Origin of the sequence: Microbacterium sp. Root280D1, from assembly GCF_001428975.1 — a bacterium.
GTDB lineage: Bacteria > Actinomycetota > Actinomycetes > Actinomycetales > Microbacteriaceae > Microbacterium.
On record NZ_LMJK01000001.1, the window covers coordinates 588,071 to 609,836 of the forward strand.

20 protein-coding genes are annotated in these 21,766 nt (G+C 69.5%); 10 read left to right on the forward strand and 10 right to left on the reverse strand.

What is annotated here, in order from left to right; translation table 11 throughout:
- Positions 1 to 15 precede the first annotated feature (15 nt).
- A complete protein-coding gene (locus tag ASE34_RS02935) occupies positions 16 to 2,790 on the forward strand; it encodes a glycosyl hydrolase 53 family protein (RefSeq protein WP_056276348.1) in 2,775 nt (924 codons plus the stop codon).
- A gap of 63 nt (positions 2,791 to 2,853) precedes the next feature.
- Here the strand turns inward: ASE34_RS02935 and ASE34_RS02940 are convergent, their stop codons facing one another.
- Positions 2,854 to 3,696: an alpha/beta fold hydrolase gene (locus tag ASE34_RS02940; RefSeq protein WP_056276350.1), complete on the reverse strand. Its 843-nt coding sequence runs from the start codon at positions 3,694 to 3,696 to the stop codon at positions 2,854 to 2,856.
- 94 nt (positions 3,697 to 3,790) lie between these two features.
- On the opposite strand from ASE34_RS02940, the gene ASE34_RS02945 reads away from it, so the two are divergent.
- Together ASE34_RS02945 and ASE34_RS02950 are read left to right on the forward strand one after the other, a co-directional pair.
- The gene (locus ASE34_RS02945) at positions 3,791 to 4,354 is read left to right on the forward strand and encodes a TetR/AcrR family transcriptional regulator (protein WP_056277669.1); all 564 of its coding nucleotides are present in this window, start codon (positions 3,791 to 3,793) and stop codon (positions 4,352 to 4,354) included.
- Between the two features lie 98 nt (positions 4,355 to 4,452).
- On the forward strand, positions 4,453 to 5,247 hold the full coding sequence (locus tag ASE34_RS02950; protein ID WP_056276353.1) for a TspO/MBR family protein: 795 nt from the start codon (positions 4,453 to 4,455) through the stop codon (positions 5,245 to 5,247).
- Positions 5,248 to 5,378: 131 nt separating this feature from the next.
- On the opposite strand, the gene ASE34_RS02955 is transcribed toward ASE34_RS02950, so the two are convergent.
- From ASE34_RS02955 to ASE34_RS02980, 6 genes are read right to left on the reverse strand one after another with little or no spacing between them, the layout of a single operon-like run.
- On the reverse strand, positions 5,379 to 6,050 hold the full coding sequence (locus tag ASE34_RS02955; protein ID WP_053098537.1) for a response regulator: 672 nt from the start codon (positions 6,048 to 6,050) through the stop codon (positions 5,379 to 5,381).
- Positions 6,047 to 8,569, reverse strand: a complete 2,523-nt coding sequence (locus tag ASE34_RS02960) for an ATP-binding protein (protein WP_056277671.1) — start codon at positions 8,567 to 8,569, stop codon at positions 6,047 to 6,049. The genes ASE34_RS02955 and ASE34_RS02960 overlap by 4 nt, the downstream gene beginning before the upstream one ends.
- A 14-nt stretch (positions 8,570 to 8,583) precedes the next feature.
- On the reverse strand, positions 8,584 to 9,183 hold the full coding sequence (kdpC, locus tag ASE34_RS02965) for a potassium-transporting ATPase subunit KdpC (RefSeq protein ID WP_056276356.1): 600 nt from the start codon (positions 9,181 to 9,183) through the stop codon (positions 8,584 to 8,586).
- 41 nt (positions 9,184 to 9,224) lie between these two features.
- Positions 9,225 to 11,363: a potassium-transporting ATPase subunit KdpB gene (kdpB, locus tag ASE34_RS02970; RefSeq protein WP_056276359.1), complete on the reverse strand. Its 2,139-nt coding sequence runs from the start codon at positions 11,361 to 11,363 to the stop codon at positions 9,225 to 9,227.
- 1 nt (position 11,364) lies between these two features.
- On the reverse strand, positions 11,365 to 13,050 hold the full coding sequence (kdpA, locus tag ASE34_RS02975; RefSeq protein WP_056276362.1) for a potassium-transporting ATPase subunit KdpA: 1,686 nt from the start codon (positions 13,048 to 13,050) through the stop codon (positions 11,365 to 11,367).
- Positions 13,050 to 13,139 carry a potassium-transporting ATPase subunit F gene (locus ASE34_RS02980; RefSeq protein WP_056276367.1) on the reverse strand — a complete coding sequence of 30 codons (90 nt, stop codon included), beginning with the start codon at positions 13,137 to 13,139 and terminating at the stop codon, positions 13,050 to 13,052. The genes kdpA and ASE34_RS02980 overlap by 1 nt, the downstream gene beginning before the upstream one ends.
- Before the next feature lie 283 nt (positions 13,140 to 13,422).
- Here ASE34_RS02980 and ASE34_RS02985 point away from each other — a divergent pair, with 283 nt between their 5' ends.
- From ASE34_RS02985 to ASE34_RS03010, 6 genes are all read left to right on the forward strand, one after another.
- A complete protein-coding gene (locus ASE34_RS02985) occupies positions 13,423 to 13,614 on the forward strand; it encodes a hypothetical protein (RefSeq protein ID WP_150115145.1) in 192 nt (63 codons plus the stop codon).
- A gap of 95 nt (positions 13,615 to 13,709) precedes the next feature.
- Positions 13,710 to 14,984: an RNA polymerase sigma factor gene (locus tag ASE34_RS02990; RefSeq protein ID WP_056277673.1), complete on the forward strand. Its 1,275-nt coding sequence runs from the start codon at positions 13,710 to 13,712 to the stop codon at positions 14,982 to 14,984.
- Positions 14,981 to 15,337, forward strand: coding sequence for a YciI family protein (locus ASE34_RS02995; protein WP_053098543.1), 357 nt, complete (start codon positions 14,981 to 14,983; stop codon positions 15,335 to 15,337). The genes ASE34_RS02990 and ASE34_RS02995 overlap by 4 nt, the downstream gene beginning before the upstream one ends.
- 33 nt (positions 15,338 to 15,370) lie before the next feature.
- On the forward strand, positions 15,371 to 16,549 hold the full coding sequence (locus ASE34_RS03000; protein WP_200955148.1) for an SLC13 family permease: 1,179 nt from the start codon (positions 15,371 to 15,373) through the stop codon (positions 16,547 to 16,549).
- Between the two features lie 213 nt (positions 16,550 to 16,762).
- The gene (locus tag ASE34_RS03005; protein WP_056276371.1) at positions 16,763 to 17,503 is read left to right on the forward strand and encodes a GntR family transcriptional regulator; all 741 of its coding nucleotides are present in this window, start codon (positions 16,763 to 16,765) and stop codon (positions 17,501 to 17,503) included.
- Position 17,504: 1 nt separating this feature from the next.
- Positions 17,505 to 18,206: a GntR family transcriptional regulator gene (locus tag ASE34_RS03010; RefSeq protein ID WP_056276375.1), complete on the forward strand. Its 702-nt coding sequence runs from the start codon at positions 17,505 to 17,507 to the stop codon at positions 18,204 to 18,206.
- On the opposite strand, the gene ASE34_RS03015 is transcribed toward ASE34_RS03010, so the two are convergent.
- From ASE34_RS03015 to ASE34_RS03025, 3 genes are read right to left on the reverse strand one after another with little or no spacing between them, the layout of a single operon-like run.
- Complete coding sequence (locus ASE34_RS03015) at positions 18,170 to 18,793, reverse strand: GNAT family N-acetyltransferase (RefSeq protein ID WP_056276377.1); 624 nt, start codon at positions 18,791 to 18,793, stop codon at positions 18,170 to 18,172. The two genes, ASE34_RS03010 and ASE34_RS03015, sit on opposite strands and share 37 nt — an antisense overlap.
- A 9-nt stretch (positions 18,794 to 18,802) precedes the next feature.
- Complete coding sequence (locus ASE34_RS03020; protein WP_056276380.1) at positions 18,803 to 19,414, reverse strand: FMN-binding negative transcriptional regulator; 612 nt, start codon at positions 19,412 to 19,414, stop codon at positions 18,803 to 18,805.
- Positions 19,414 to 20,361: a DMT family transporter gene (locus ASE34_RS03025; protein WP_056276382.1), complete on the reverse strand. Its 948-nt coding sequence runs from the start codon at positions 20,359 to 20,361 to the stop codon at positions 19,414 to 19,416. The genes ASE34_RS03020 and ASE34_RS03025 overlap by 1 nt, the downstream gene beginning before the upstream one ends.
- Here ASE34_RS03025 and ASE34_RS03030 point away from each other — a divergent pair.
- Complete coding sequence (locus ASE34_RS03030; protein WP_056276385.1) at positions 20,360 to 21,766, forward strand: PLP-dependent aminotransferase family protein; 1,407 nt, start codon at positions 20,360 to 20,362, stop codon at positions 21,764 to 21,766. The genes ASE34_RS03025 and ASE34_RS03030 overlap by 2 nt on opposite strands.

The window sequence follows — 21,766 nt, forward strand, 5'->3', positions numbered from 1 at the left end:
GCTCGAAAGGCCGTCATGCACCGTCGCACGCGTTCCCTTCTCTCCACCGCCCTGGCCACGGTCGCCGCCGTCGCCCTGATCGGCGTCGCGCTGCCGGCGTCGGCCGCCTCGCCGGCGGCATCCGCTCTCGCTCCTGCGGCTGTCTCGGTCGACGGGCCGGTGGAGGCCACCATCACCGTCCCCCGGGTCGAGAACCTGCCGGACGACTTCATCGGCGGCGTCGACGTCTCGTCGGTGCTGTCGCTCGAGGAGTCGGGGGTGGTGTTCCGCGACGCCCAGGGCGCGCCGGGCGACCTGTTCGAGATCCTCGCGGACGCCGGGGTCACCGACGTCCGCGTGCGCGTCTGGAACGACCCGTTCGACGCGAACGGCAACGGCTACGGCGGGGGCGATGTCGACGTCGATCGGGCGATCGAGATCTCGCAGCGAGCGACGGATGCCGGCCTCGGCGTGCTCGTCGACTTCCACTACTCCGACTTCTGGGCCGACCCCGCGAAGCAGCAGGCGCCCAAGGCGTGGGAGGGGATGACCGCCGACCAGGTGGCGACCGAGGTGGGTGCCTTCACGCGCGATGCGGTGCGTCGCCTGGTCGATGCGGGTGTCGACCTCCGCATGGTGCAGGTCGGCAACGAGACGAACGGCGGAGTCGCCGGAGTGCGCGGCTGGGATGACATGGCGAAGGTGTTCTCGGCCGGTTCCGCCGCCGTGCGGGCCGAGGCGCCGGACACGCTCGTCGCCCTGCACTTCACCAACCCCGAGCGCGCCGGGTTCTACGCCGACGTCGCCGCGCAGCTCGATCGCCGCGACGTCGACTACGACGTGTTCGCGTCGTCGTACTACCCGTTCTGGCACGGGACTCCCGAGAACCTCACGGCCGTGCTCTCGCACGTCGCCGAGACCTACGGCAAGAAGGTCATGGTCGCCGAGACCTCGTGGGCGTTCACGCTCGACGACGGAGACGGTCACGGCAACGTCGTCGACCTGGCGTCCGAGGCGACGCAGTACCCGGTGAGCGTGCAGGGTCAGGCCGATGCCGTGCGCGCGGTCGTGCAGGCCGTCGCCGACGTGGGTGAGGCGGGACTCGGCGTCTACTACTGGGAGCCCGCATGGCTGCCGGTGGGTCCGCCCGCACAGCTCGAGCAGAACAGAACGCGGTGGGAGCGCGACGGATCGGGCTGGGCGTCGAGCTTCGCCGGCGAGTACGAGCCCGAGGATGCGGGGCACTGGTTCGGCGGATCGGCGTGGGACAACCAGGCGCTGTTCGGCTTCGACGGCACGGCATCCGATGCGCTGAACATCTTCTCGTACGTGCGCACCGGCGCCCAGGCCCCGCGGGCCGTCGAGTCGGTGCAGGCGGTCGCGCTGCAGGTGACCGAGGGCGATGCCGTCGAGCTGCCCGACGAGGTCACGGTGCTCTACAACGACGGGTCGTCGGAGCAGCAGCCCGTCACCTGGTCGTCGGCGGCCGGATTCATCGAGGGCGCCGGCGAGTACGTGATCTCGGGCGCGACGGATGCCGGCCTCGCGGCGTCGGCCACCGTCACCGTCTCGGCGCGCAACTACCTGCGCAACCCCGGATTCGAGGACGCGGACACGAGCATGTGGAGCGTCACCGGATCGGGACTCACGCTGCGCGCGTGGGACGACCCTCGGAGCGGCACGCACTCGGCGCACTTCTATGCGGGTACCGGATACTCGTTCGATCTCTCGCAGACGGTCTCCGGACTGCCCGCGGGGTCGTATGTCGCACGGGCATCGCTGCAGGGCGACGGGGAGGGTGCCGACGGGCGTGCGTCGCTGTCGCTGTCGTCTGCGTCCGTCGCCGGCGCCGCTGCGGCGTTCGGCTTCGACGGCTGGCGCGTGTGGTCGACGCCGACGACCGAAGCGCTGCAGGTGGGCGCTGACGGCACGGCTGTCGTGCGGGTCTCCGCGGCGCTTCCGGCGGGGGCGTGGGGGACGATCGACGATCTCGAACTCGTGCGCGCACCGGTGCCCGGTGCCGACACCTCGCAGCTGCGAGAGCGGCGCGATGCGGCCGCGGCTCTCGACCTCGATGCCTATGTCGCGTCGTCGACGGTCGCGCTGCCCGGAGCGATCGCTCGCGCCGACATCGTGCTGGCTGCCGCGAGTCCGAGTGCGTCAGCGGTCACGGGGGCGCTGGACGCACTGGCTGCCGCAGTCGACGCGCTCCTGCTTCAGGATGCGGCGACCGCCGCGCCCGCTCGCGGAGTGCTGTCGCACGACAACGGTCACGATACGGGGCTGCTCGACGGCGACTTCACGCTCACCATGAACCTGTGGTGGGGGCAGAACGCCACGAAGCTGCGGGTGTTCGAGAACGGTGTGCTGATCAAGACCGTGCCCCTCGCCTTCGGGGGCACCTCCGCGCAGAGCGCGCAGATCGCCGTGACCGGCAAGGCGAATGGCTCGTACGTCTACAGTGGCGAGCTGGTCAATTCGCGCGGTGTGACGGCGGTGAAGCCCGTGACGGTGACGGTGAAGGATGCCGCGCCCGGCACGCCCGTGCTCTCGGCCGACAACTGGGACGGCGACGGCTCATACACTCTCACCGCCGACATGTGGTGGGGCACCAATGCGACCTCGTATCGCCTGTATGAGGACGGCATGCTGATCTCCGAGGGCGACATGGTCGCGAACAGCCCCGCCGCGCAGCGGGTGACGGTGCCGGTCGCTGATCGCGCGGTGGGGAAGCACACCTACCGCGTCGAGTTCGTGAACGCGGCCGGGAGCACCCGGAGCAAGACGCTCACGGTGGCGGTCAAGCGCTGACGTCAACACGTCCGAGAGCCCGACATCCTGAGGCGGATGCCGGGCTCTCGGGCCGTTCGCGGACTACTTGCTGAGGAAGTCCTTCAGCGCGGCGTTGACCTCGTCGGCGTGGGTCCAGAGCAGACCGTGGGGTGCGCCCTCGACCTCGACGTAGGTCGCGGCGGGCACGGCCTGGTGGAACCGGCGGGCGGTGGCGTCGATCGGAAGGATGTTGTCCTTCGTGCCGTGCAGGATCAGGGTGGGCTTGCCGGCGTCGCGCACGGCGTCGACGTCGCCGCGGAAGTCCTCGATCCAGCTCGGGACGACCGCGTAGGCCGCGACCGGGGCGCTGGTGACCGAGAGGTTCCAGTTGGCGTCGACGACCTGCTGGCTGATGCGGCTGCCGAGGTTCTCGTCGAGGTTGTAGAAGTTGTTGTAGAAGTCGGTGAACCACGCGTAGCGGTCGCCCTTGGCTGCAGCCTCGATGCCGTCGAAGACCTCCTGCGGCACGCCCTCGGGGTTGTCATCGCGCTGCACGAGGAACGGCTCGAGCGAGGCGAGGAAGGCGAGCTTGGCGACCCGCTCGTGACCGTAGGTGCCGACATAGCGGGCGAGCTCTCCAGTGCCCATCGAGAACCCGACGAGCACGACGTCGCGCAGGTCGAGGGTCTCGAGCACGGTGTTGAGGTCTGCGGCGAAGGTGTCGTAGTCGTATCCGGTGCCGACCTTCGAGGACTGGCCGAAACCGCGGCGGTCGTAGGTGATGACGCGGTAGCCCTGAGCGAGCAGCTCACGGGTCTGGCGCTCCCAGCTGTGGCCGTTCAGCGGGTACCCGTGGATCAGGACGACGGGCTGACCCGATCCCTGGTCTTCGTAGTAGAGCTCGATCGGCGTGCTGTTCTCGTTTCCGACGGTGATGTAGCCCATGGTCCTGATCCTTTTCGGTCCGGTGAGAACGGTCGTTCTCACTGATGTCTTCACTGTAGAGAACGCTCGTTCTCATGTCAAGTACACTGGGGTGATGACCGACGACACAGTGCGTGAACAGATCCTCGCGGCGGCCGACGAGCTCTACTACCGCAAGGGATACGCGGCCGTCGGCATGGATGAGCTGCGGGCTGCGGCCGGCGTGTCGCTGCGTCGCCTCTATGCCCTGTTTCCATCCAAGACCGACATCGTCACGGCCGTCCTCGCGCGCAAGCATCGGGAGTGGGAGTCGGGACTCACGGGAGCCGTGGCGGATGCCGGGGCAGACCCCCGCGAACGCCTGCTCGCCGTCTACGGGTACCTCGAGGACTGGTTCTGCACTGACGACTTCCGCGGCTGCGCGTTCATCAACGCGTTCGGCGAGCTCGGTGGCACGAACCCCGAGGTGGCCGAGATCGTGCGCGATCACAAGGCGTCGTTCCAGGCGTACATGGCCGACCTCGTCGTGGCGGCCGGAGCGCCGGCATCCCTCGCCGCGCAGCTGTCGATCCTCGCCGAGGGTGCGCAGAGCACCGCGGCGATCGCCGCCGACCCACAGGTCGCCGTGCAGGCGCGCAACGCCGCCGAAGTGCTGATCGACGCCGCCGTCGCCGCCTGACCGCAACGGGAGAGCAGATTTAGCTAGCTTGGCTAGCGTTTATGCATCCCGGTGTCAAGGCTGGTGCGTTTGCGCCCTCGCGCGCGTATGTTGCGAGCATGGACTCCCGGACGCAGGACATCGCCCGCCAGACGATCATCATCGCCTCGGCCACCTTCATGCTCATCGCAGCGGCCGTCGGATCCGGTGCCTTCGGTGGCACCTCGGTCAGCGAGCTGCAGGATGGAGCGCTCTCGGCGCAGGGCTCATACCTCGCGCCGGCCGGCCCCGCCTTCTCGATCTGGTCGCTGATCTACATCGGCCTCATCGCCTACACGGTGTGGCAGGCGCTTCCGGCGCAGCGGGCGGATGAGCGCCAGCGAGCTGTCGGCGGATGGATCGCCGCGTCGATGATCCTCAACGGGCTCTGGCTCGTGACGGCGCAGTTCCTGTCGCTGCCGCTGACGGTCATCGTGATCGCCTTGCTGCTCGCGACCCTCGCTCGCGTCATCGTGATCCTCGGCCGCAGCCGTGCCCGCACCTGGCCCGAGCGCATCGTCGTCGACGGCGCGAACGGCCTGCACTTCGGCTGGGTCACCATCGCGACCGTCGCGAACACCACTGCCTGGCTCACGCAGATCGCGCCCGAGAGCTGGGCTGATCAGGCCGAGATCTGGGCGGTCGCCGTGCTCACCGTCGTGCTCGTGCTCGGGGTTGCCAGCGCCCTCGTCACCAAGCGCATCGCCCCTGCCCTCGCGACCGCATGGGGTCTCGGATGGCTCGCCGTCGGTCGTCTGACCGGCGAACCCGAGAGCACCGTGACCGCGATCGCCGCGATCATCGTCGCGGTCGCCCTCGTCGCCGCGGGTGTCTGGGGAGTGCTGCGCCGCCCTCGCGCCGACATCGCCCTCTGACTCTGCGCTCGGTCGGCGTTCACAACTCAGCACAGATCGTGCGTGCGACGAGGTGAACCCGCCGATTCCGTCGGTTGACAGCAGCTCATGCTGAGTTGTGAACCGAGAATGACGAGAATGGCAGAGGTGGCTCAGAGGACGAGCCGGTAGCCCATGCCCGACTCGGTGAGCAGGTGCACCGGTGCGCTCGGCTCTGCCTCGAGCTTCTTGCGCAACTGCGACATGTACAGCCGCAGGTAGCCCGAGTCGGACACCTGTTCGCTGCCCCAGATCTCCTTGAGCAGGTCCTGCCGGGTGACCAGGGCTCCGGGATGCCGGGCGAGGTGCTCGAGCATGCGCCATTCGGTCGGTGTCAGGTGCACGCGCGCACCCGCCCGGGTGACCGTCTTCGTCGCGAGGTCGACCACCACATCGCCGAATCCGACGGTGGATTCCCCGCCCGCGGGCACCGCCCGACGAGACAGCGCCCGCAGCCGCGCGAGCAGCTCGTCGACCTGGAAGGGCTTGGTGACGAAGTCGTCGGCTCCGGCATCCAGGGCCTCGACCTTGTCGGCGGACCCGGTGCGACCCGACACGACGATGATCGGCACGGTCGTCCAGCCGCGCAGCGCCTGGATCACCTCGATGCCGTCGAGCCGCGGCATGCCGAGGTCGAGCATGATGAGGTCGGGGTGAGTCTGTGCGGCGACGGCCACGGCGGCCGCGCCGTCGGGGGCGACCACCACCTCGTACCCGTGGGCGGCGAGGGTGATGCGCAGTGCGCGCACCATCTGCGGATCGTCGTCGGCGATGAGGAGCTTCACTCCGTCTCCTCCTGCATGATGTCGGGCTCTGCTGCGAGGGGCAGCGAGATGACCATGGTGAGTCCACCGCCGGGGGTGTCCTCGGGTGTCAGGGTACCGCCCATGCCCTCGGCGAATCCGCGCGAGAGGGCGAGGCCGAGGCCGAGGCCGGTGGTGTTGTCGGTGTCGCCGAGGCGCTGGAACGGCTGGAAGATCTCGTCGCGCTTCTCGGCGGGAACGCCGGCACCGCGGTCGATGATGCGGATCTCGGCGTGGTCGCCGATCGTGCTCGTCGAGACGATCACCCGGCTGTCGGCGGGCGCGTGACGGTGGGCGTTCGCGATGACGTTGACGAGCACTCGCTGCAGCAGCACCGGGTCGGCCGACACGGCGGGCAGCCGGGCATCGAGCGCGAGCTCGACATCCGACGGCCCGAGGCCGAGCTCGTCGACGGCCGCGAGCACGGGGCCGGCGACATCGAGCCGCATGGTCGAGACGGCGAGCACTCCGGCCTGCACCCGGCTGACGTCGAGCAGGTCGGTCACGAGCGACGACAGGGTCGCGAGGCTCTCGTCGGCGGTCGCGAGCAGCTCTTCCCGATCGGATGCCGACAGCGCGTGCGCCCCGCGGAGTCCGCCGATCGCGGCGACGGCTGAGGCCAGAGGGCGGCGCAGGTCGTGGCTGACCGCCGAGAGCAGGGCGCTGCGCACCTGGTCGGTCTCGGCGAGGGCAGCGACCTCGCGCGCCGTGGCACGCAGGTCGGTGTGCTCGATGGCCGCCGCCAGCTGCGCGACGATCGCGTCGAGCAGGCGTCGGGCGGGGGTGTCGAGGGGTTCGCCGTGCAGCTCGAGCACGGCGGGTGCCGATCCTCCGGCACCGACCGGGATGGTCGTGGCGCGTCCGTCGGGCACGGGTTCGCCGTCGCTGGCCAGCACCTCGCCGTCGGCGGTGAGCAGGCGGACCCCGGTGAGTCCGAACGCCTCGCGCGTGCGGCTGACGAGGGCGAGCACCGCGTTGTCGCCGCGCAGCACGTTGCCGGCCACGGCCGCGAGCAGCTCTGCCTCAGCGGCGGCGCGCTGGGCGGTGCGGGCTCGCCGGGCGGCCTGGTCGACGATGATGCTGACGAGGATGGCGATGGTCACATACAGCGCGAGGGCGAGCACGTGCAGCGGGTGCGCGATCGTGATGGTGAAGAGCGGGGCGACGAACAGGAAGTCGAGGGTGACGCCCGACAGCACCGCCGCGAAGACGGCAGGCCGCACGCCTCCCACCAGGGCCACGATCACGACGAGCAGCTGGAAGGCGAGCACTTCGACCGTGATCGACTCGGGGCTGCGGAACGCGAACATCGCCCACGAGAGCAGCGGGCCGACGACGAGCGCCAGTGCGAACCCGAGCGCTTGACGTCGCCAGCCGAGGGCGCCGCCGGTGATGCGGGGGAGTGCGACGCGGCCGCCCGCGGCGGCGTGGGTGACGATGTGCACGTCGATGTCGCCGGAGCGGCGGATGACCTCCGAGCCGATGCCCGGTCCCGTCAGCGCCGCCGCGAGACGCCCACGCCGGCTGACACCGATCACGAGCTGAGTGGCATCCGCCCCGTGGGCGAACTCGACGAGCGTGCCGGGGATGTCGTCGCCGATGATCTGGTGGAAGCTGCCGCCGAGGGATTCGACGAGCGACCGCTGCGCGGCGAGGGCGCCGGGCGTCTCATCGCGCAGCCCGTCCTGCGCAGCCACATGTACGGCGAGCAGTTCGCCGCCGGCCGAGCGTGCGGCGATGCGGGCCCCTCGGCGCAGCAGCGTCTCGCCCTCGGGTCCGCCGGTGAGGGCGACGACCACGCGCTCGCGCGCCTGCCAGGTGCCCTCGATGCCGTGGTCGGCCCGGTAGCTGCGCAGCGCGCTGTCGACCTCGTCGGCGAGCCACAGCAGCGCGAGTTCACGCAGAGCCGTGAGGTTGCCCAGACGGAAGTAGTTGGACAGGGCCGCGTCGATCCGCTCCGCCGGATAGACGAGTCCGGCGGAGAGACGGTCGCGCAGCGACTGCGGCGCCAGGTCGACGACCTCGATCTCGTCGGCGGCGCGCACCACGGCATCCGGGATCGTCTCCTGCTGCGCGATGCCGGTGATCTTCTCGACCACCGCGTTCAGCGACTCGATGTGCTGCACGTTCACCGTCGTGACGACGTCGATACCCGCGTCGAGCAGCGCACCGACGTCCTGCCAGCGCTTCGGGTTCTGCGAGCCGGGGGTGTTGGTGTGCGCGAGTTCGTCGACCAGCGCGATCTCGGGTCGGCGTGCGAGAACGGCATCCAGGTCCATCTCGCTGAGCGGCACGCCCCGGTGCAGATCGGTGCGACGGGGGACCTCGGGGATGCCGATGGTCTGCGCGGCGGTCGCCGCGCGCTCATGCGTCTCGACGATCGCGATCACGACGTCGCGGCCCTCGTCGAGCAGCCGACGCCCTTCGACCAGCATCTCGAAGGTCTTGCCGACACCGGGGGCTGCGCCGAGCAGCACGCGGAGTCGGCCGCGCCGCGGCATCCGCTCTGCCGTCATCAGCCCTCCTGCTCATCGAGCGCGAGATTGAGTTCGGCGACGTTGATGCGTTCTTCGCCGAGGAATCCCAGATCCCGCCCTTGAATCCTAGACTCCACGAGGTCGCGCACCTGCTGCTCGGGCAGGTCGCGCTCGCCCGCCACCCGCGGCACCTGCAGCAGCGCGTACGCGACGCTGATGTGCGGGTCGAGGCCGGACCCGGATGCCGTCACAGCGTCGGCCGGCACGGCATCCGTGCTCACACCCTCGCGCTCGGCGATGGCCGCCTGGCGCTCGTCGATCGCCGCGACGAGGTCGGGGTTCTCCGGTCCCAGGTTGCTGCCGCCGGACGCGGCCCCGTCGTAGCCGTCACCGGCGGCCGACGGACGAGCCTGGAAGTACTCGGGCAGCGCGTCGCCGTCGGCATCCGTGAACGACTGACCGATCAGCGAGCTGCCCTTGTCATCGCCCAGCGGCGAGCCGTTCGCCTGGAACGGCAGGAGCAGCTGACCGATGCCGGTGACGACGAGCGTGTAGCCGACGCCGAGCACGAGGGTGAGCACGAGCATCGCGCGGATGGCGACGCCGGTGGTGCGGGCGACGGTGCGGGAGGAGGACATGGAGTGCCTTTCGATGAGAGAAGGACGAAGACGGACGCCGGTCAGAAACCGGGGATGAGGGTGATGACGAGGTCGATCAGCTTGATGCCGATGAACGGTGCGATCACTCCGCCGAGGCCGTAGACGAGCAGGTTGCGCTGCAGGATCTGTGAGGCGCTCGCCGGGCGGTACTTCACCCCGCGCAGCGCGAGCGGGATGAGGAAGACGATCACGATCGCGTTGAAGATGATCGCGCTGGTGACCGCGGACGCCGGCGAGTGCAGCTGCATGATGTTGAGCGCCGCGAGGCCCGGGAACACCCCCATGAACATCGCCGGGATGATGGCGAAGTACTTGGCGATGTCGTTCGCGAGCGAGAAGGTCGTGAGCGCGCCGCGAGTGATGAGCAGCTGCTTGCCGATGCGCACGATGTCGATGAGCTTGGTCGGGTCCGAGTCGAGGTCGACCATGTTGCCGGCCTCCTTCGCGGCCGACGTGCCCGTGTTCATCGCGACGCCGACGTCGGCCTGGGCGAGAGCGGGGGCGTCGTTCGTGCCGTCGCCCGTCATGGCGACGAGTCGCCCGCCCTCCTGCTCACGCTTGATCAGCTCGAGCTTCTGCTCGGGTGTCGCCTCGGCGAGGAAGTCGTCGACGCCCGCCTCCTTCGCGATCGCGGCGGCGGTCAGCGGGTTGTCGCCCGTGATCATGACCGTGCGGATGCCCATGCTGCGCAGTTCCTCGAACCGCTCGCGCAGGCCGTCTTTCACGATGTCCTTGAGGTGCACGACGCCGAGCACCTCGCCGGATCCCGCCGGACGCTTCACGGCGACCACCAGCGGGGTGCCGCCGCTCGAGGCCACGCCGTCGACGAGGCCGGCGAGTTCGGCATCCGTGTCGAGCCCGAGCCAGGCGTCGATCGCCGACCCTGCGCCCTTGCGGATCTGCGTCCCGTCGGCGAGGTCCAGTCCCGACATGCGGGTCTGCGCGGTGAACGGCACGACCACGGCATCCGCCGGCTCGTCGACCCGGATGCCGCGGCTCAGCGCCAGCTCGACGATCGAGGCGCCCTCGGGCGTGGGGTCGGCGAGGGATGAGAGGGCAGCGACACGCAGCAGCTCGTCGGGGTCGACGCCGCCGAGGCGAAGCACCTCGTGGGCGCGGCGGTTGCCGTAGGTGATGGTGCCGGTCTTGTCGAGCAGCAGCGTCGTGACGTCGCCTGCGGCCTCGACGGCGCGGCCCGACATCGCGAGCACGTTGCGCTGCACGAGACGGTCCATGCCGGCGATGCCGATGGCCGAGAGCAGGGCGCCGATCGTGGTCGGGATCAGGCACACGAGCAGGGCGATCAGCACCGGGATGCTGACGGGCGAGGCCGCATACGAGGCGATCGGGTTGAGCGCGAGAACCACTACGACGAACACGATCGACAGGCTCGCGAGCAGGATGTTGAGCGCGATCTCGTTGGGTGTGCGCTGACGGCTGGCGCCCTCGACGAGCGCGATCATGCGGTCGACGAACGTCTCGCCGGGCTTCGAGGTGATGCGCACGACGATGCGGTCCGACAGCACGCGCGTGCCACCGGTGACGGCGCTGCGGTCGCCACCGGACTCGCGGATGACCGGTGCGCTCTCGCCCGTGATCGCCGACTCGTCGACGGTCGCGATTCCCGCGACGATGTCGCCGTCACCGGGGATCAGCTCGCCCGCCGTGACGATCACGATGTCGTCGCGCTGCAGCTCGGCCGATGAGACGTCGACCGCCTCGGTGCGCTCGGCCGTGGCATCCGTCGCCGAGTCATAGCGGACGACCTTGCGGGCCATCGTGCTGGTGCGGGTCTTGCGCAGACTCGCGGCCTGGGCCTTGCCGCGGCCCTCGGCCACGGACTCGGCGACGTTGGCGAACAGCACGGTCAGCCACAGCCAGATCGCGATGCCCCAGGTGAAGGGTGCGGGCACGGGTGTTCCGCCGGAGTCGGCCGGGCCGCCGAGGAACGGCTCGGCGATCGCGAGCACGGTCGTGAATGCGGCACCGACCCAGACGAGGAGCATCACGGGGTTGCGCACGAGCGACGCGGGGTTGAGCTTGCGCAGGGCGCCGGGCAGGGCCTGCGTCAGCTGTGCCCAGCCGAATGAGCGGGGCGGTGCGGTCGGGGCGGATGCCGGAGCATCCTGCTGTTCCGAGGGCGTGGTGGTGAGGGTCATGTCAGACGAGTCCTTCAGCGAGGGGGCCCAGTGCGAGCACGGGGAAGTAGGTGAGTGCCGTGATGATGACCGTGACGGCGGTGAGGAGGCCGACGAACTGCGGTCGGTGCGTGGGCAGGGTTCCGGTGTTCTCGGGCACGCGCTGCTGTGCGGCGAAGGATCCGGCCAGGGCCAGCACGAGCACGATCGGAAGGAACCGGCCGAGCAGCATCGCGATGCCCAGTGCGGTGTTGAACCACGGGGTGTTCGCGGTGAGGCCGGCGAAGGCGGAGCCGTTGTTGTTCGACGCCGAGGTGAAGGCGTAGAGCACCTCGCTCATGCCGTGCACGCCGGGGTTGAGGATGCTGGTCGCCTCGACGTCGGCGCGGATGCCGGGGATCGCGAAGCTCAGGGCCGTGCCGACAAGAACGAGGGTGGGCGTCACGAGGATGTAGAGGCTCGCGAGCTTGATCTCCTTCGGGCCGATGCGCTTGCCGAGGTACTCGGGGGTGCGGCCGACGAGCAGTCCGCCGACGAACACCGCGATGATCGCGAGCACGAGCATGCCGTAGAGACCAGAGCCGACGCCGCCGGGCGCGACCTCGCCGAGCATCATGTTGAGCATCGGCATCATGCCGCCGAGTGCCGTGTACGAGTCGTGCATCGAGTTGACGGCGCCGGTCGACGTCAGGGTGCTGGCGCTGCCGAACAGGGTCGAGCCGAGGATGCCGAAGCGCACCTCCTTGCCCTCCATCGCCGCACCCGCGAGTTCCGGAGCGCTGCCGCGGCCGGCCAGCTCGAGGGCCGAGAGCGCGAAGGTCGAGATCAGGAAGATCGTTCCCATCACGGCGGCGATCGCGTAGCCCTGGCGGTTGTCGCCGATCATGCGACCGAACGTGCGGGGGAGTGAGAACGGGATCACGAGGATCAGCAGGATCTGCAGCAGGCTGGTCCAGCCGGTCGGGTTCTCGAACGGATGCGCCGAGTTGGCGTTGAAGAAGCCGCCGCCGTTCGTGCCGAGCAGCTTGATGGCCTCCTGCGAGGCGACCGGCCCGCCCGGGATGGTCTGCGTGCCGCCCGAGACCGTGGTCACATCGGTGAAGCCGGCGAAGTTCTGCACCACGCCGCCCGCGATCAGGGCGATCGCGCCGAGCAGGGCGATCGGAAGCAGGATGCGTCCGAGTCCGCGGATCAAGTCGACCCAGAAGTTGCCGATCGTCGTCGAGCCACGGCGAGCGAAGCCGCGGATCAGAGCGATCGCGACGGCGAGGCCCACGGCTGCCGAGACGAAGTTCTGCACCGTGAGGCCCGCGAGCTGCACGGTGTATCCCATTGTCTGCTCGGGCGAATACGACTGCCAGTTGGTGTTCGCGACGAACGACGCGGCGGTGTTGAACGCGAGCCCCTCCGGCACGGCCGGGAGCCCGAGCGACTCGGGCAGGAAGCCCTGCAGACGCTGCAGCCCGTAGACGAGCAGCAGACCGACGACCGAGAAAGCGAGCACGCTGCGGGCGTAGGCCCGCCACGTCTGCTCGGATGCCGGGTCGACGCCGATCAGGCGGTAGAGCCCGCGCTCGGCTTTCAGATCACGCGGCGTGCTGAAGACGTGCGCCATGTAGTCGCCCACTGGGCGATACAGCAGCACGAGGGCGATGATGAGGACCGCGGCCTGCAGGATGCCGAACCAGAGGTCGGCGCCGGCGCCCATCAGAACTTCTCCGGGGCGACGAGAGCCACCACGAGGTAGACGACGGCGGCCACGGCGAGGGCGGCGGCGATGATCTCGAAGACGATCACAGTCGTTCCACCCCCTTCGCGACAAGAGAGACGAGGGCGAACAGCGCGAGAGTCAGCGCGATGTAGATGATGTCGAGCACGAGACTCGATACAACTCCCGTGCGGACCGGCATATGGCGATCCTCACGCTTTGCCTACGGGGCCGTGCGGGATGCATGCGACTTGCTCACATCTCGGGGTCGATCCGACTTTCTCGCATCTCGTTGTCGCATCCGTCGTTCGTCGTTCGTGGTTCGGGTAGGAGGTCCCCGATCGGGGGGCCTCAGACGCGAGAGGTGCGGTGGTGACTGTGTACAACGACCCGATGGTGGCGAACCTCGTCTACCGGCTCGAGGCTGAGCACGCCGAGGAGCAGATCGTGCGACGTCGGACGGCGCTCGAGCATCCTGGTCTGATCCGTCGTCCTTCCCTCCGTGTGCGCGCTCGCCGCCTCTGGGCGCGCATCTCTTCCGGCGGAAGCGGGGAACCGGGATGATCGTCCTGACGGCAGGATCGGAGCGGAACCTGCTCGATCGAGCGGACGGAGAGAGTCTGAGTGATGCAGCGCCGGAATCGAATCGAGGGTTCTCGGTGAACACCGACGTCGCAGAGCACGTCGCGCAGGTCTATCGCGACGAGTGGGCGCGCATCGTGGGAGGTCTCACCCGACGATGCGGTGATCTCGACCTCGCCGAGGAGATGGCTGCTGAGGCGTTCGCGTCGGCCGCTGAGCGGTGGCCGAACGAGGGAGTGCCGCCCAACCCTGCTGGCTGGATCACCACCACGGCCTACCGCAAGGCCATCGATCGGCTCCGCCGGGAGTCGTTCCGCGACGCCAAGCAGCGGGAGGCTCTCATGCTGCACGATCCCGAACCACCGGAGCCGACGGGCGTCATCGACGACGATCGCCTCCGTCTGCTGTTCACCTGCTGCCACCCGGCGCTGTCGCTCGAAGCGCGCGTCGCCCTGACCCTGCGGATCGTGGGCGGGCTCACCGTCGAAGAGATCGCCCGGGCCTTCCTCATCCAGGAATCCACGGTGCGGCAGCGCATCACCCGAGCCAAGGCGAAGATCAAGACCGGCCGGATCCCGTATCGGATGCCGGCTGCCGACGACCTCCGCATCCGGATCGACGGAGTGCTCGCAGTGCTCTATCTGATCTTCAACGAAGGGTATTTCGCGTCCGGGGCCGGAGTGCCCGCACTGCGTCGCGAGCTGACGGGCGAGGCGATCCGGCTCACCGGACTGCTCCGCGAGCTGCTGCCCGCCGACGAGGAGGTCACGGGTCTGCTGGCGTTGATGCTGCTCAGCGAGGCGCGCGCCGCGGCACGCGTCACCGACGGCGGCGAGCTGGTGCGCCTAGATGAACAGGACCGTGGCTCGTGGGACCACGAGCTCATCGGTCGAGGCCTCGCACTGCTCGACGAGCCACCCACCGCGGCCCCCGGTCGTCACCGACTGCTGGCCGAGATCAACGCGGTGCATGTGCGGGCGACGGATGCCGAGCACACCGATTGGGCGCGCATCGTCGGACTCTACGAGCAGCTCGAGCGGATCGATTCCAGCCCGGTCGTGACCCTCAGCAGGGCGGTCGCCGTCGCAGAGCGGGACTCGCCCGAACGAGCACTGCTGATCGTGGAGACGCTGCGCGATGCGCTGGATCAGTTCCATGCCTTCCACGTGACGCGTGCAGAGCTGCTGCGCGCTGCGGATCGGTCGGACGATGCTCGGGCCGCCTACGAGCGCGCGATCGCCCTCGCCGACAACACCGCGGAGATCATCCACCTGACCCGACGCCGCGACGAGCTCGCGGCGCCCCTCGCACCCGGGGAGCCCGGGCGCACGACGAATGGAGAGAGCAGATGAGCAACAAGTACCTCGTGATCCACATGACCGACCCGACCGGCGGCACGATGCCGCAGGGAGAGGATCAGCGCCTTCTCGAAGACTGGGCGGATGAGGGCAGGGCGGCCGGCAGCCTGGGCGAGGGCGCACCCGTCGCCGGGGCGGACCAAGCCAAGTCGGTGGCCGTGCGAGACGGCAAGGTGCTCGTCACCGACGGCCCGTTCCCGGAGTTCAAGGAATGGTTCGCCGGCTACGACATCGTCACCGCCGAGTCGATCGACGAGGCGGCGAGCTTCATGGCGAAGCATCCCACCGCCGTCATGGGGAGGGTCTACATCCTGCCGGTGGTGAAGCTCCCCTGGGACGAGGACTGAGGAACACACCCCCACCGGATCTACACTCAGCGAGTGAGTGCGACGCGACGGCGGCTGGGAGCGGGGACGATCATCGTCCTGGCGCTCATCGCCGTCGCACTCGTCTGCATCGTCACGGGCATCCTTCCACCCGCGGATGCCGGGGCGCTCGGCGCTCGCATCGCACCGGTGCTGGGGTTCGTCATCGCGATCACGGTCGTCGCCGAGCTGGCCCGGGACGCTGCGGTGTTCGACGTCGTCGCGCAGCGTCTTGCTCGATGGGGCCACGGGCGGGTCATCCTGCTGTGGCTGTCGGTCGTGGTGCTCGCCGTCATCAGCACGGTGTTCCTGTCGCTCGACACCACGGCGGTGATCGTGACGCCGGTCGTGGTCGTGCTCGCGCAGAGCGTCGGCATCCCCCCGCTGCCGTTCGCCCTCGTCACCGTGTGGCTGGCGAACACGGCGTCCCTCGCCCTGCCCGTGTCGAACCTCACCAACCTGCTCGCGGCACGGTCGATCGGTGACGACCCGCTCGCGTTCCTCGCGCTGAGCTGGGCGCCGACTCTGGTCGGGGTGCTCGTGCCCGTCGTGATCCTCACGCTGCGACACCGGCGCACGCTTTTCGGCGGGTATCGCACTCCGACAGGCGGTGCCCCTTCCGACCGGATGCTCTTCTGGGCGGCGTCCGCCATCCTGCTGCTCCTGATGCCGCTGCTCGCAGTGACCCATGACGTGTGGATCCCCGCGACGGTCGCAGCGCTCGTGCTCATCGTCGTGTTCGGCATCCGGCGTCGCCATGTGCTGCGACTCTCGCTCGTGCCATGGCAGGCGATCGGCCTGGCGGCGGCCCTGTTCGTCGTGGTCGAGACCGCGCACGCGAACGGCATCCTCGACTTCCTGTCGGTCCTCGCGACCAGTGGCCACGCGCCCGCAGAACTGCTGCGACTCTCTGCGGCGGGCGCGCTCGCCGCGAACGGGGTCAACAACCTGCCCGCCTACCTGATCCTCGAACCCACAGCCGGCGATCCGGTCGCGCTCATGGCGCTGCTGATCGGCGTGAACCTCGGCCCCCTGATCACCCCGTGGGCATCGCTCGCCACCCTTCTCTGGCATCACAGGGTGGTGTCGCTGGGTGTCGAGATCCGCTGGGGCAGCCTGATGCTCTGGGGAGCGATCGTCGCCGTGCCGACGGTGCTGGTCGCCACGCTCGTGCTCGCCTTGGTCGCAGGCTGAGATCCGGCATCCCGATCCCGGCCGCAGGGGAGGGAAAAGGGCAGCGACTCGCGTCACGGGATCTGGGGGAGGTCCGCGGCACGACATGGGGAGTGTGTGCCGGGTGAGGGTCGCTGCCCTACTCCACAACGCTACGCACATGCCGTCGGATCCGGTGAAACTTCAGTGCCTGATGTATGGTGCGTCGGCATGACAGCGGCATAAAGTGTGCCCGTGGGCGACATCAGCGCATCTCTGCCGATCCGGCCGCGGCAGCTGATCCGCGACCAGGTCTTCGCCACGCTCGCCGAAGAGATCATCTCTGGGCGCATGCAACCCCTCGAAGAGATTCGCGACCAGGACTTGCAGGCCGAATACGGCGTCTCCCGCACGCCCATCCGCGAGGCTCTCAACCGTCTCGCCGACCTCGGACTCATCGAGGTCAGCACCAACCGGTTCACACGCGTCGCGCCGGTCGACCTCGAGGCACAGGCGGAACGTGTCGAGACCGCCGTCGCCATGATCGGATACTGCGCCGTCAGAGCAGTGCCGACCTACACCGACGAGCAGGTCGCCTCTCTGCACGAGAGGATCGACGGACTCCTGGTCGCCGAGCTCGCAGGAACCTCGAGTCGCGAGGGGCTCAGCCTCTGGTACGCGCTGTGGGGCGAGATCGTGCTCAACGCCCACAACCAGACGATGATCGACATCCTCGACGGTCAGCTGGTGCTGCACCTCACCCGAACAGTGCCCGCGCAACGCGTGCCCGACGAACTCCTCGACTACATGCGCGCGGCCCTCGATCAGCTGCGTGCCCTGCTCGATCGGCGCGACGGCGTCGGGGTACGCGACCTCATCGAACCGCTGTTCCTGAGATCGACGATCGAACCTCTCCGCGCGGCGGCGGCGCTCGCCGCGGCATCCGCCTCCGTCTCCGCCGGCTCGACGCCCGCCGTCCTCTTACCCGGGGACTGACATGCCCGACCGGCGGATCGACAGGCTGAACTCCACGCGACTGCTGGGAGGGATCGAGCAGCCACCGCCCGTCATCACCTCCCGCGCGGATGCCGTCGTCGACTCGCTCGCGCACTCGATCGAGTCGGGCGAACTGGCGCCCGGCGATCCCTTATCGGTCACCGCCCTCGCACAGCGGCTCACCGTCGCCGCGGCGACCGTGCGATCAGCCCTCGGCACCCTTGAAGCGATGCATCTGATCGAGCACCGTCTGAACAGGGCGTCGGTCGTCGTGACGCCGACCCCCGCGTGGTTCGTCGCTGTCGCCGCTGAGTGCTCCGGCCTGTCGATCGCGGCGGCCGACCTCGGCATCGCGGAGGCGACCGAGGCGCAGATCGCCGATCTCGCCGAGCGGGCGGCGACCGTCCGCGAACTCTGGGCGTCGGACGAGAGCGATCAGGTCATCGGAGCGGAGGGGCTGTGGGAACTGCTCGACCTGCTCGCGGTGTTCTCGCGCAACCGACACCTCAGCGCCCTGCACGCGTCGAAGCGCACGGCGCTGGTGCTCGGCATCCGCTCGCTCAGCCGGCCCCGCAACCCCGCCATGCTCCGATCGGTCGTCGACGCGCTCGTCGCCGCAGCGCGCGATCGCGACCGCCTCGAAGCGACGGATCTGGTGAGAGACCTCTACACGTTCGTGGTCGACGGGGTCACAGAACTCTGACGCGTCGGTGTCCACTCCTCCGCGAGGATGCCATAGTTGAGCCCGTCGAGCCACTCACCCGACCGATGCAGAGCGGTCTTGCGGCTGAACTCCTCCCGGCGCATGCCGAGCCGCTCCATCAGACGCGACGAGGGCTCGTTGTCGGCGAAGCATCCGGCGTGCACCCGGCGCAGCCCCAGCGGACCGAAGCAGACGTCGATCACGGCGCGGATGGCCTCGGTCGCATAGCCGCGACCGGTGTGCGCGGGGTCGAGCACCCAGCCGAGCTCGGCCTCGACGCCCCTCGCCTGATCGGCGACCTCGAGCTGCGCCCAGCCGTCACCGATCCTGATCATGATGTCGCCGATCGGCGTGGGCCCGTCGTTCTCCGTGATCAGCTCGACGAGGTACATCGACGTGAGCCGGCCGGGGTCGAGATACCGCTCGCGGAACTCCTCGAGTGTGGCCGGCGCGAGTCCGAGCCACCGGTTCACCTCCGGCCGTCGACGCCACTCCCACATGACGTCGACGTCGGGTGCCGTCATCGGCCGGATCTGCAGCCGCTCGGTACGGACAGGCCAGACGTCGGTGTGCGGCGAATCGGTCATCTCCCCAGCCTATTGAGGGGCGTGGCCGGACACTCGACGCATCTCGGCCGCGAGTGCCGCGTTCGTCTCGTCGAACCGCCCGGTGATGGTGTCTCGCACCTCGGGAGACTTGTTCTGGCTCAGCTTGGCGCGCGCGTCGAACCGGTCGACACGCATCCTCAGCCCGACGGTTCCCTTCGCCGCTCGCCGGGTGCCGGCCTCGTCCTCCGACAGGCTGCGCCCGTGCGGCGTTCCCTTCTCGAAGTGGTCGGTCAGCTGCGCGAGCATGGCGTAGTTCTCCTCCTCGGTGAGGATCTCGGGAGTGCCGTGGAGATGAGCGGTCACGTGGTTCCAGGTGGGCACGAGGTCGCCGGGCGCATAGAGGCTGGGCGACACGTAGTCGTGGGGGCCCTGGATGATCACGAGCACCTCGTGCGCGCCCAGTTCATGCAGCTGCTCGTCGGGGCGACCGAAGTGGCTCGCGATCACGATCTCGTGTTCGTCTTCGATCAGCAGCGCGGGGTAATGCGAAGCGACCAGCCCTGTGCTCGCGGGGGACACGAAGGTCGCCCACGGGTTGCCGCGGATCAGGCGCTTCACCTCGAGCGGGTCGGTCATCAGGTAACGGGGTGTGTGGCGCATCAGAACTCCTCGTTCAGGGGGCGGGTGGTGGGTCGGGGATGGATCAGTCGGGTGCGCACCGCGAGCGCGGCGCACACGATGACGGCCAGGCCGCCGAGCGCGGTGGGCCATCCGATCTGCTCATGAAGAAGCAGCGCGGCCCACGCGATGCTCATCACGGGTTGGACCAGTTGGATCTGGCTCACCGGGGCCATGGGCCCGATCGCGAGCCCGCGGTACCAGGCGAAGAATCCGAGGAACATGCTCACCACGGCGAGGTAGGCGAAGGCGAGCCACTGCACCGGCGATGCCGTCGGCGGGTCGGCGACCGCCGAGGCCAGGGTCAGCACGAGCATCAGCGGCGCGGCGAGCACGAGCGCCCACGACACGGTCTGCCAGGCTCCGAGCTCCCGAGCCAGCAGGCCGCCCTCCGCATAGCCGACAGCCGCAGCGAGCACCGCGGCGAACAGCAGCAGATCGGCCCAGTGGAGTGCGCCGAGATCCCCGTTCTGCAGTGACGCGAAGACCACCGCCGTGATGGCGCCGAGTGCGGCGAACCACCAGAACGCACGTCCCGGCCGTTCGCGCGTGCGGAGCACGACGATGACGGCCGTCGCTGCGGGGAGCAGGCCGATCACCACGGCGCCGTGGCTCGCCGGTGCGGCGGTCATGGCAAACGACGTCAAGAGGGGGAACCCGGCGACGACACCACCGGCCACGATCGCGAGTCGCCACCATTGCACCCTGGTCGGCGGATGCTGCCGGGTGGCCGCCAGAGCGATGGCAGCGAGCGCTGCGGCGACGACCGCGCGACCGGATCCGATGAACAGAGGCGAGAGGCCGCCGACCGCGATGCGGGTGAAGGGGAGGGTGAACGAGAAGGCGGCGACGCCGAGAAGCCCCCACCAGAGGCCCGCACGGGATAGCGCTGTGCGAGCAGGAGCGATAACGCTACTCTGTTCTTTCATGAGTCAGGATAGCAGTGACCGGATCGTAGGAGAACTGCGTCGGTGGATCGAGGCGGCGCCTCCGGGGTCTCGGGTTCCCTCGAATCGAGCGCTCGTCGCGCAGTACGGAGCGAGCCCTGTGACGGTGCAGAAGGCGATGGGACGCCTCGCCCGGCTGGGCCTGATCGAATCCCGACCAGGCGCGGGGACGTTCGTGCGCGCGCAGAAGACGCCGCGCCCCGCCGACTACGGCTGGCAGACATCCGCGCTCGGGGCTCCTCCCGCGCGACTCGCCGGGCTCACCTCGACGCAGCGCACTGTCGCTCCCGACGCGATCGGCATGCATTCGGGGTATCCGGCGGTCGACCTGCTTCCCGAGCGGCTGGTCCGTCAGGCGATCACCCGTGCGGCACGCACCTCGTCAGCGCTCACTCGCTCGCCCGCGGCCGGGCTGCCGGAGCTGCAGGCTTGGTTCGCGGCCGAGCTCGCGGCATCCGCCCCCGCAGACGTCACACCGGCATCCGCCAGGGATGCGCTCGTGATCGCGGGCAGCCAGAGCGGGCTGAGCTCCATCTTCCGAGCCGTGGTCGGGGCCGGGCAGCCTCTGCTGATCGAATCGCCCACCTACTGGGGTGCTCTTCTCGCCGCCGAGCAGGCCGGGGTGGTGCTGGTGCCGATCCCGTCGGGGCCGGACGGGCCCGATCCGGATGCCGTCGAGCGGGCGTTCGTCGAGACCGGCGCTCGTGCGTTCTACGCGCAGCCCACATTCGCCAACCCGACGGGCGCCAGGTGGCCCGCGTCGACCGGCCTCGCCGTCCTCGAGACCGTGCGGCGGCATGGGGCCTTCCTCATCGAAGACGACTGGGCGCACGATCTGGCCATCGACGGCGATCCGCGTCCGATCGCGGCGATGGACGATGACGGCCATGTCGTCTATCTCCGTTCGCTGACCAAGAGCGTCTCGCCCGCGCTGCGGATCGCCGCGGTGATCGTGCGGGGTCCGGCGCGCGAGCGCATCCTCGCCGACCGTGCCGCCGAGTCGATGTACGTGAGCGGGCTGCTGCAGGCTGCCGCGCTCGACGTCGTGACCCAGCCGGCGTGGAAGAGCCACCTGCGTGGCTTCCGCGACCACTTGAGGGCGCGACGCGATCTGCTGCTCGCGAGCCTCGCCGAGCACGCCCCGACCGCGACGGTCGAGACGGTGCCGGCCGGTGGCCTCAACCTCTGGGTGCGGCTTCCGGAGGGCACCGATGTCGTCGGCGTGGTCCGAGGATGCGAGACCCGCGGCCTCATCATCTCTCCCGGATCCGAATGGTTCCCCGCGGAGCCCTCCGGAGCCTATGTGCGACTCAACTACGCGAACGCCGACCCGACGCGATTCCCCGAGGCGGCGGAGATCCTCGGCGGTGTGCTCGCGGCATCCTGA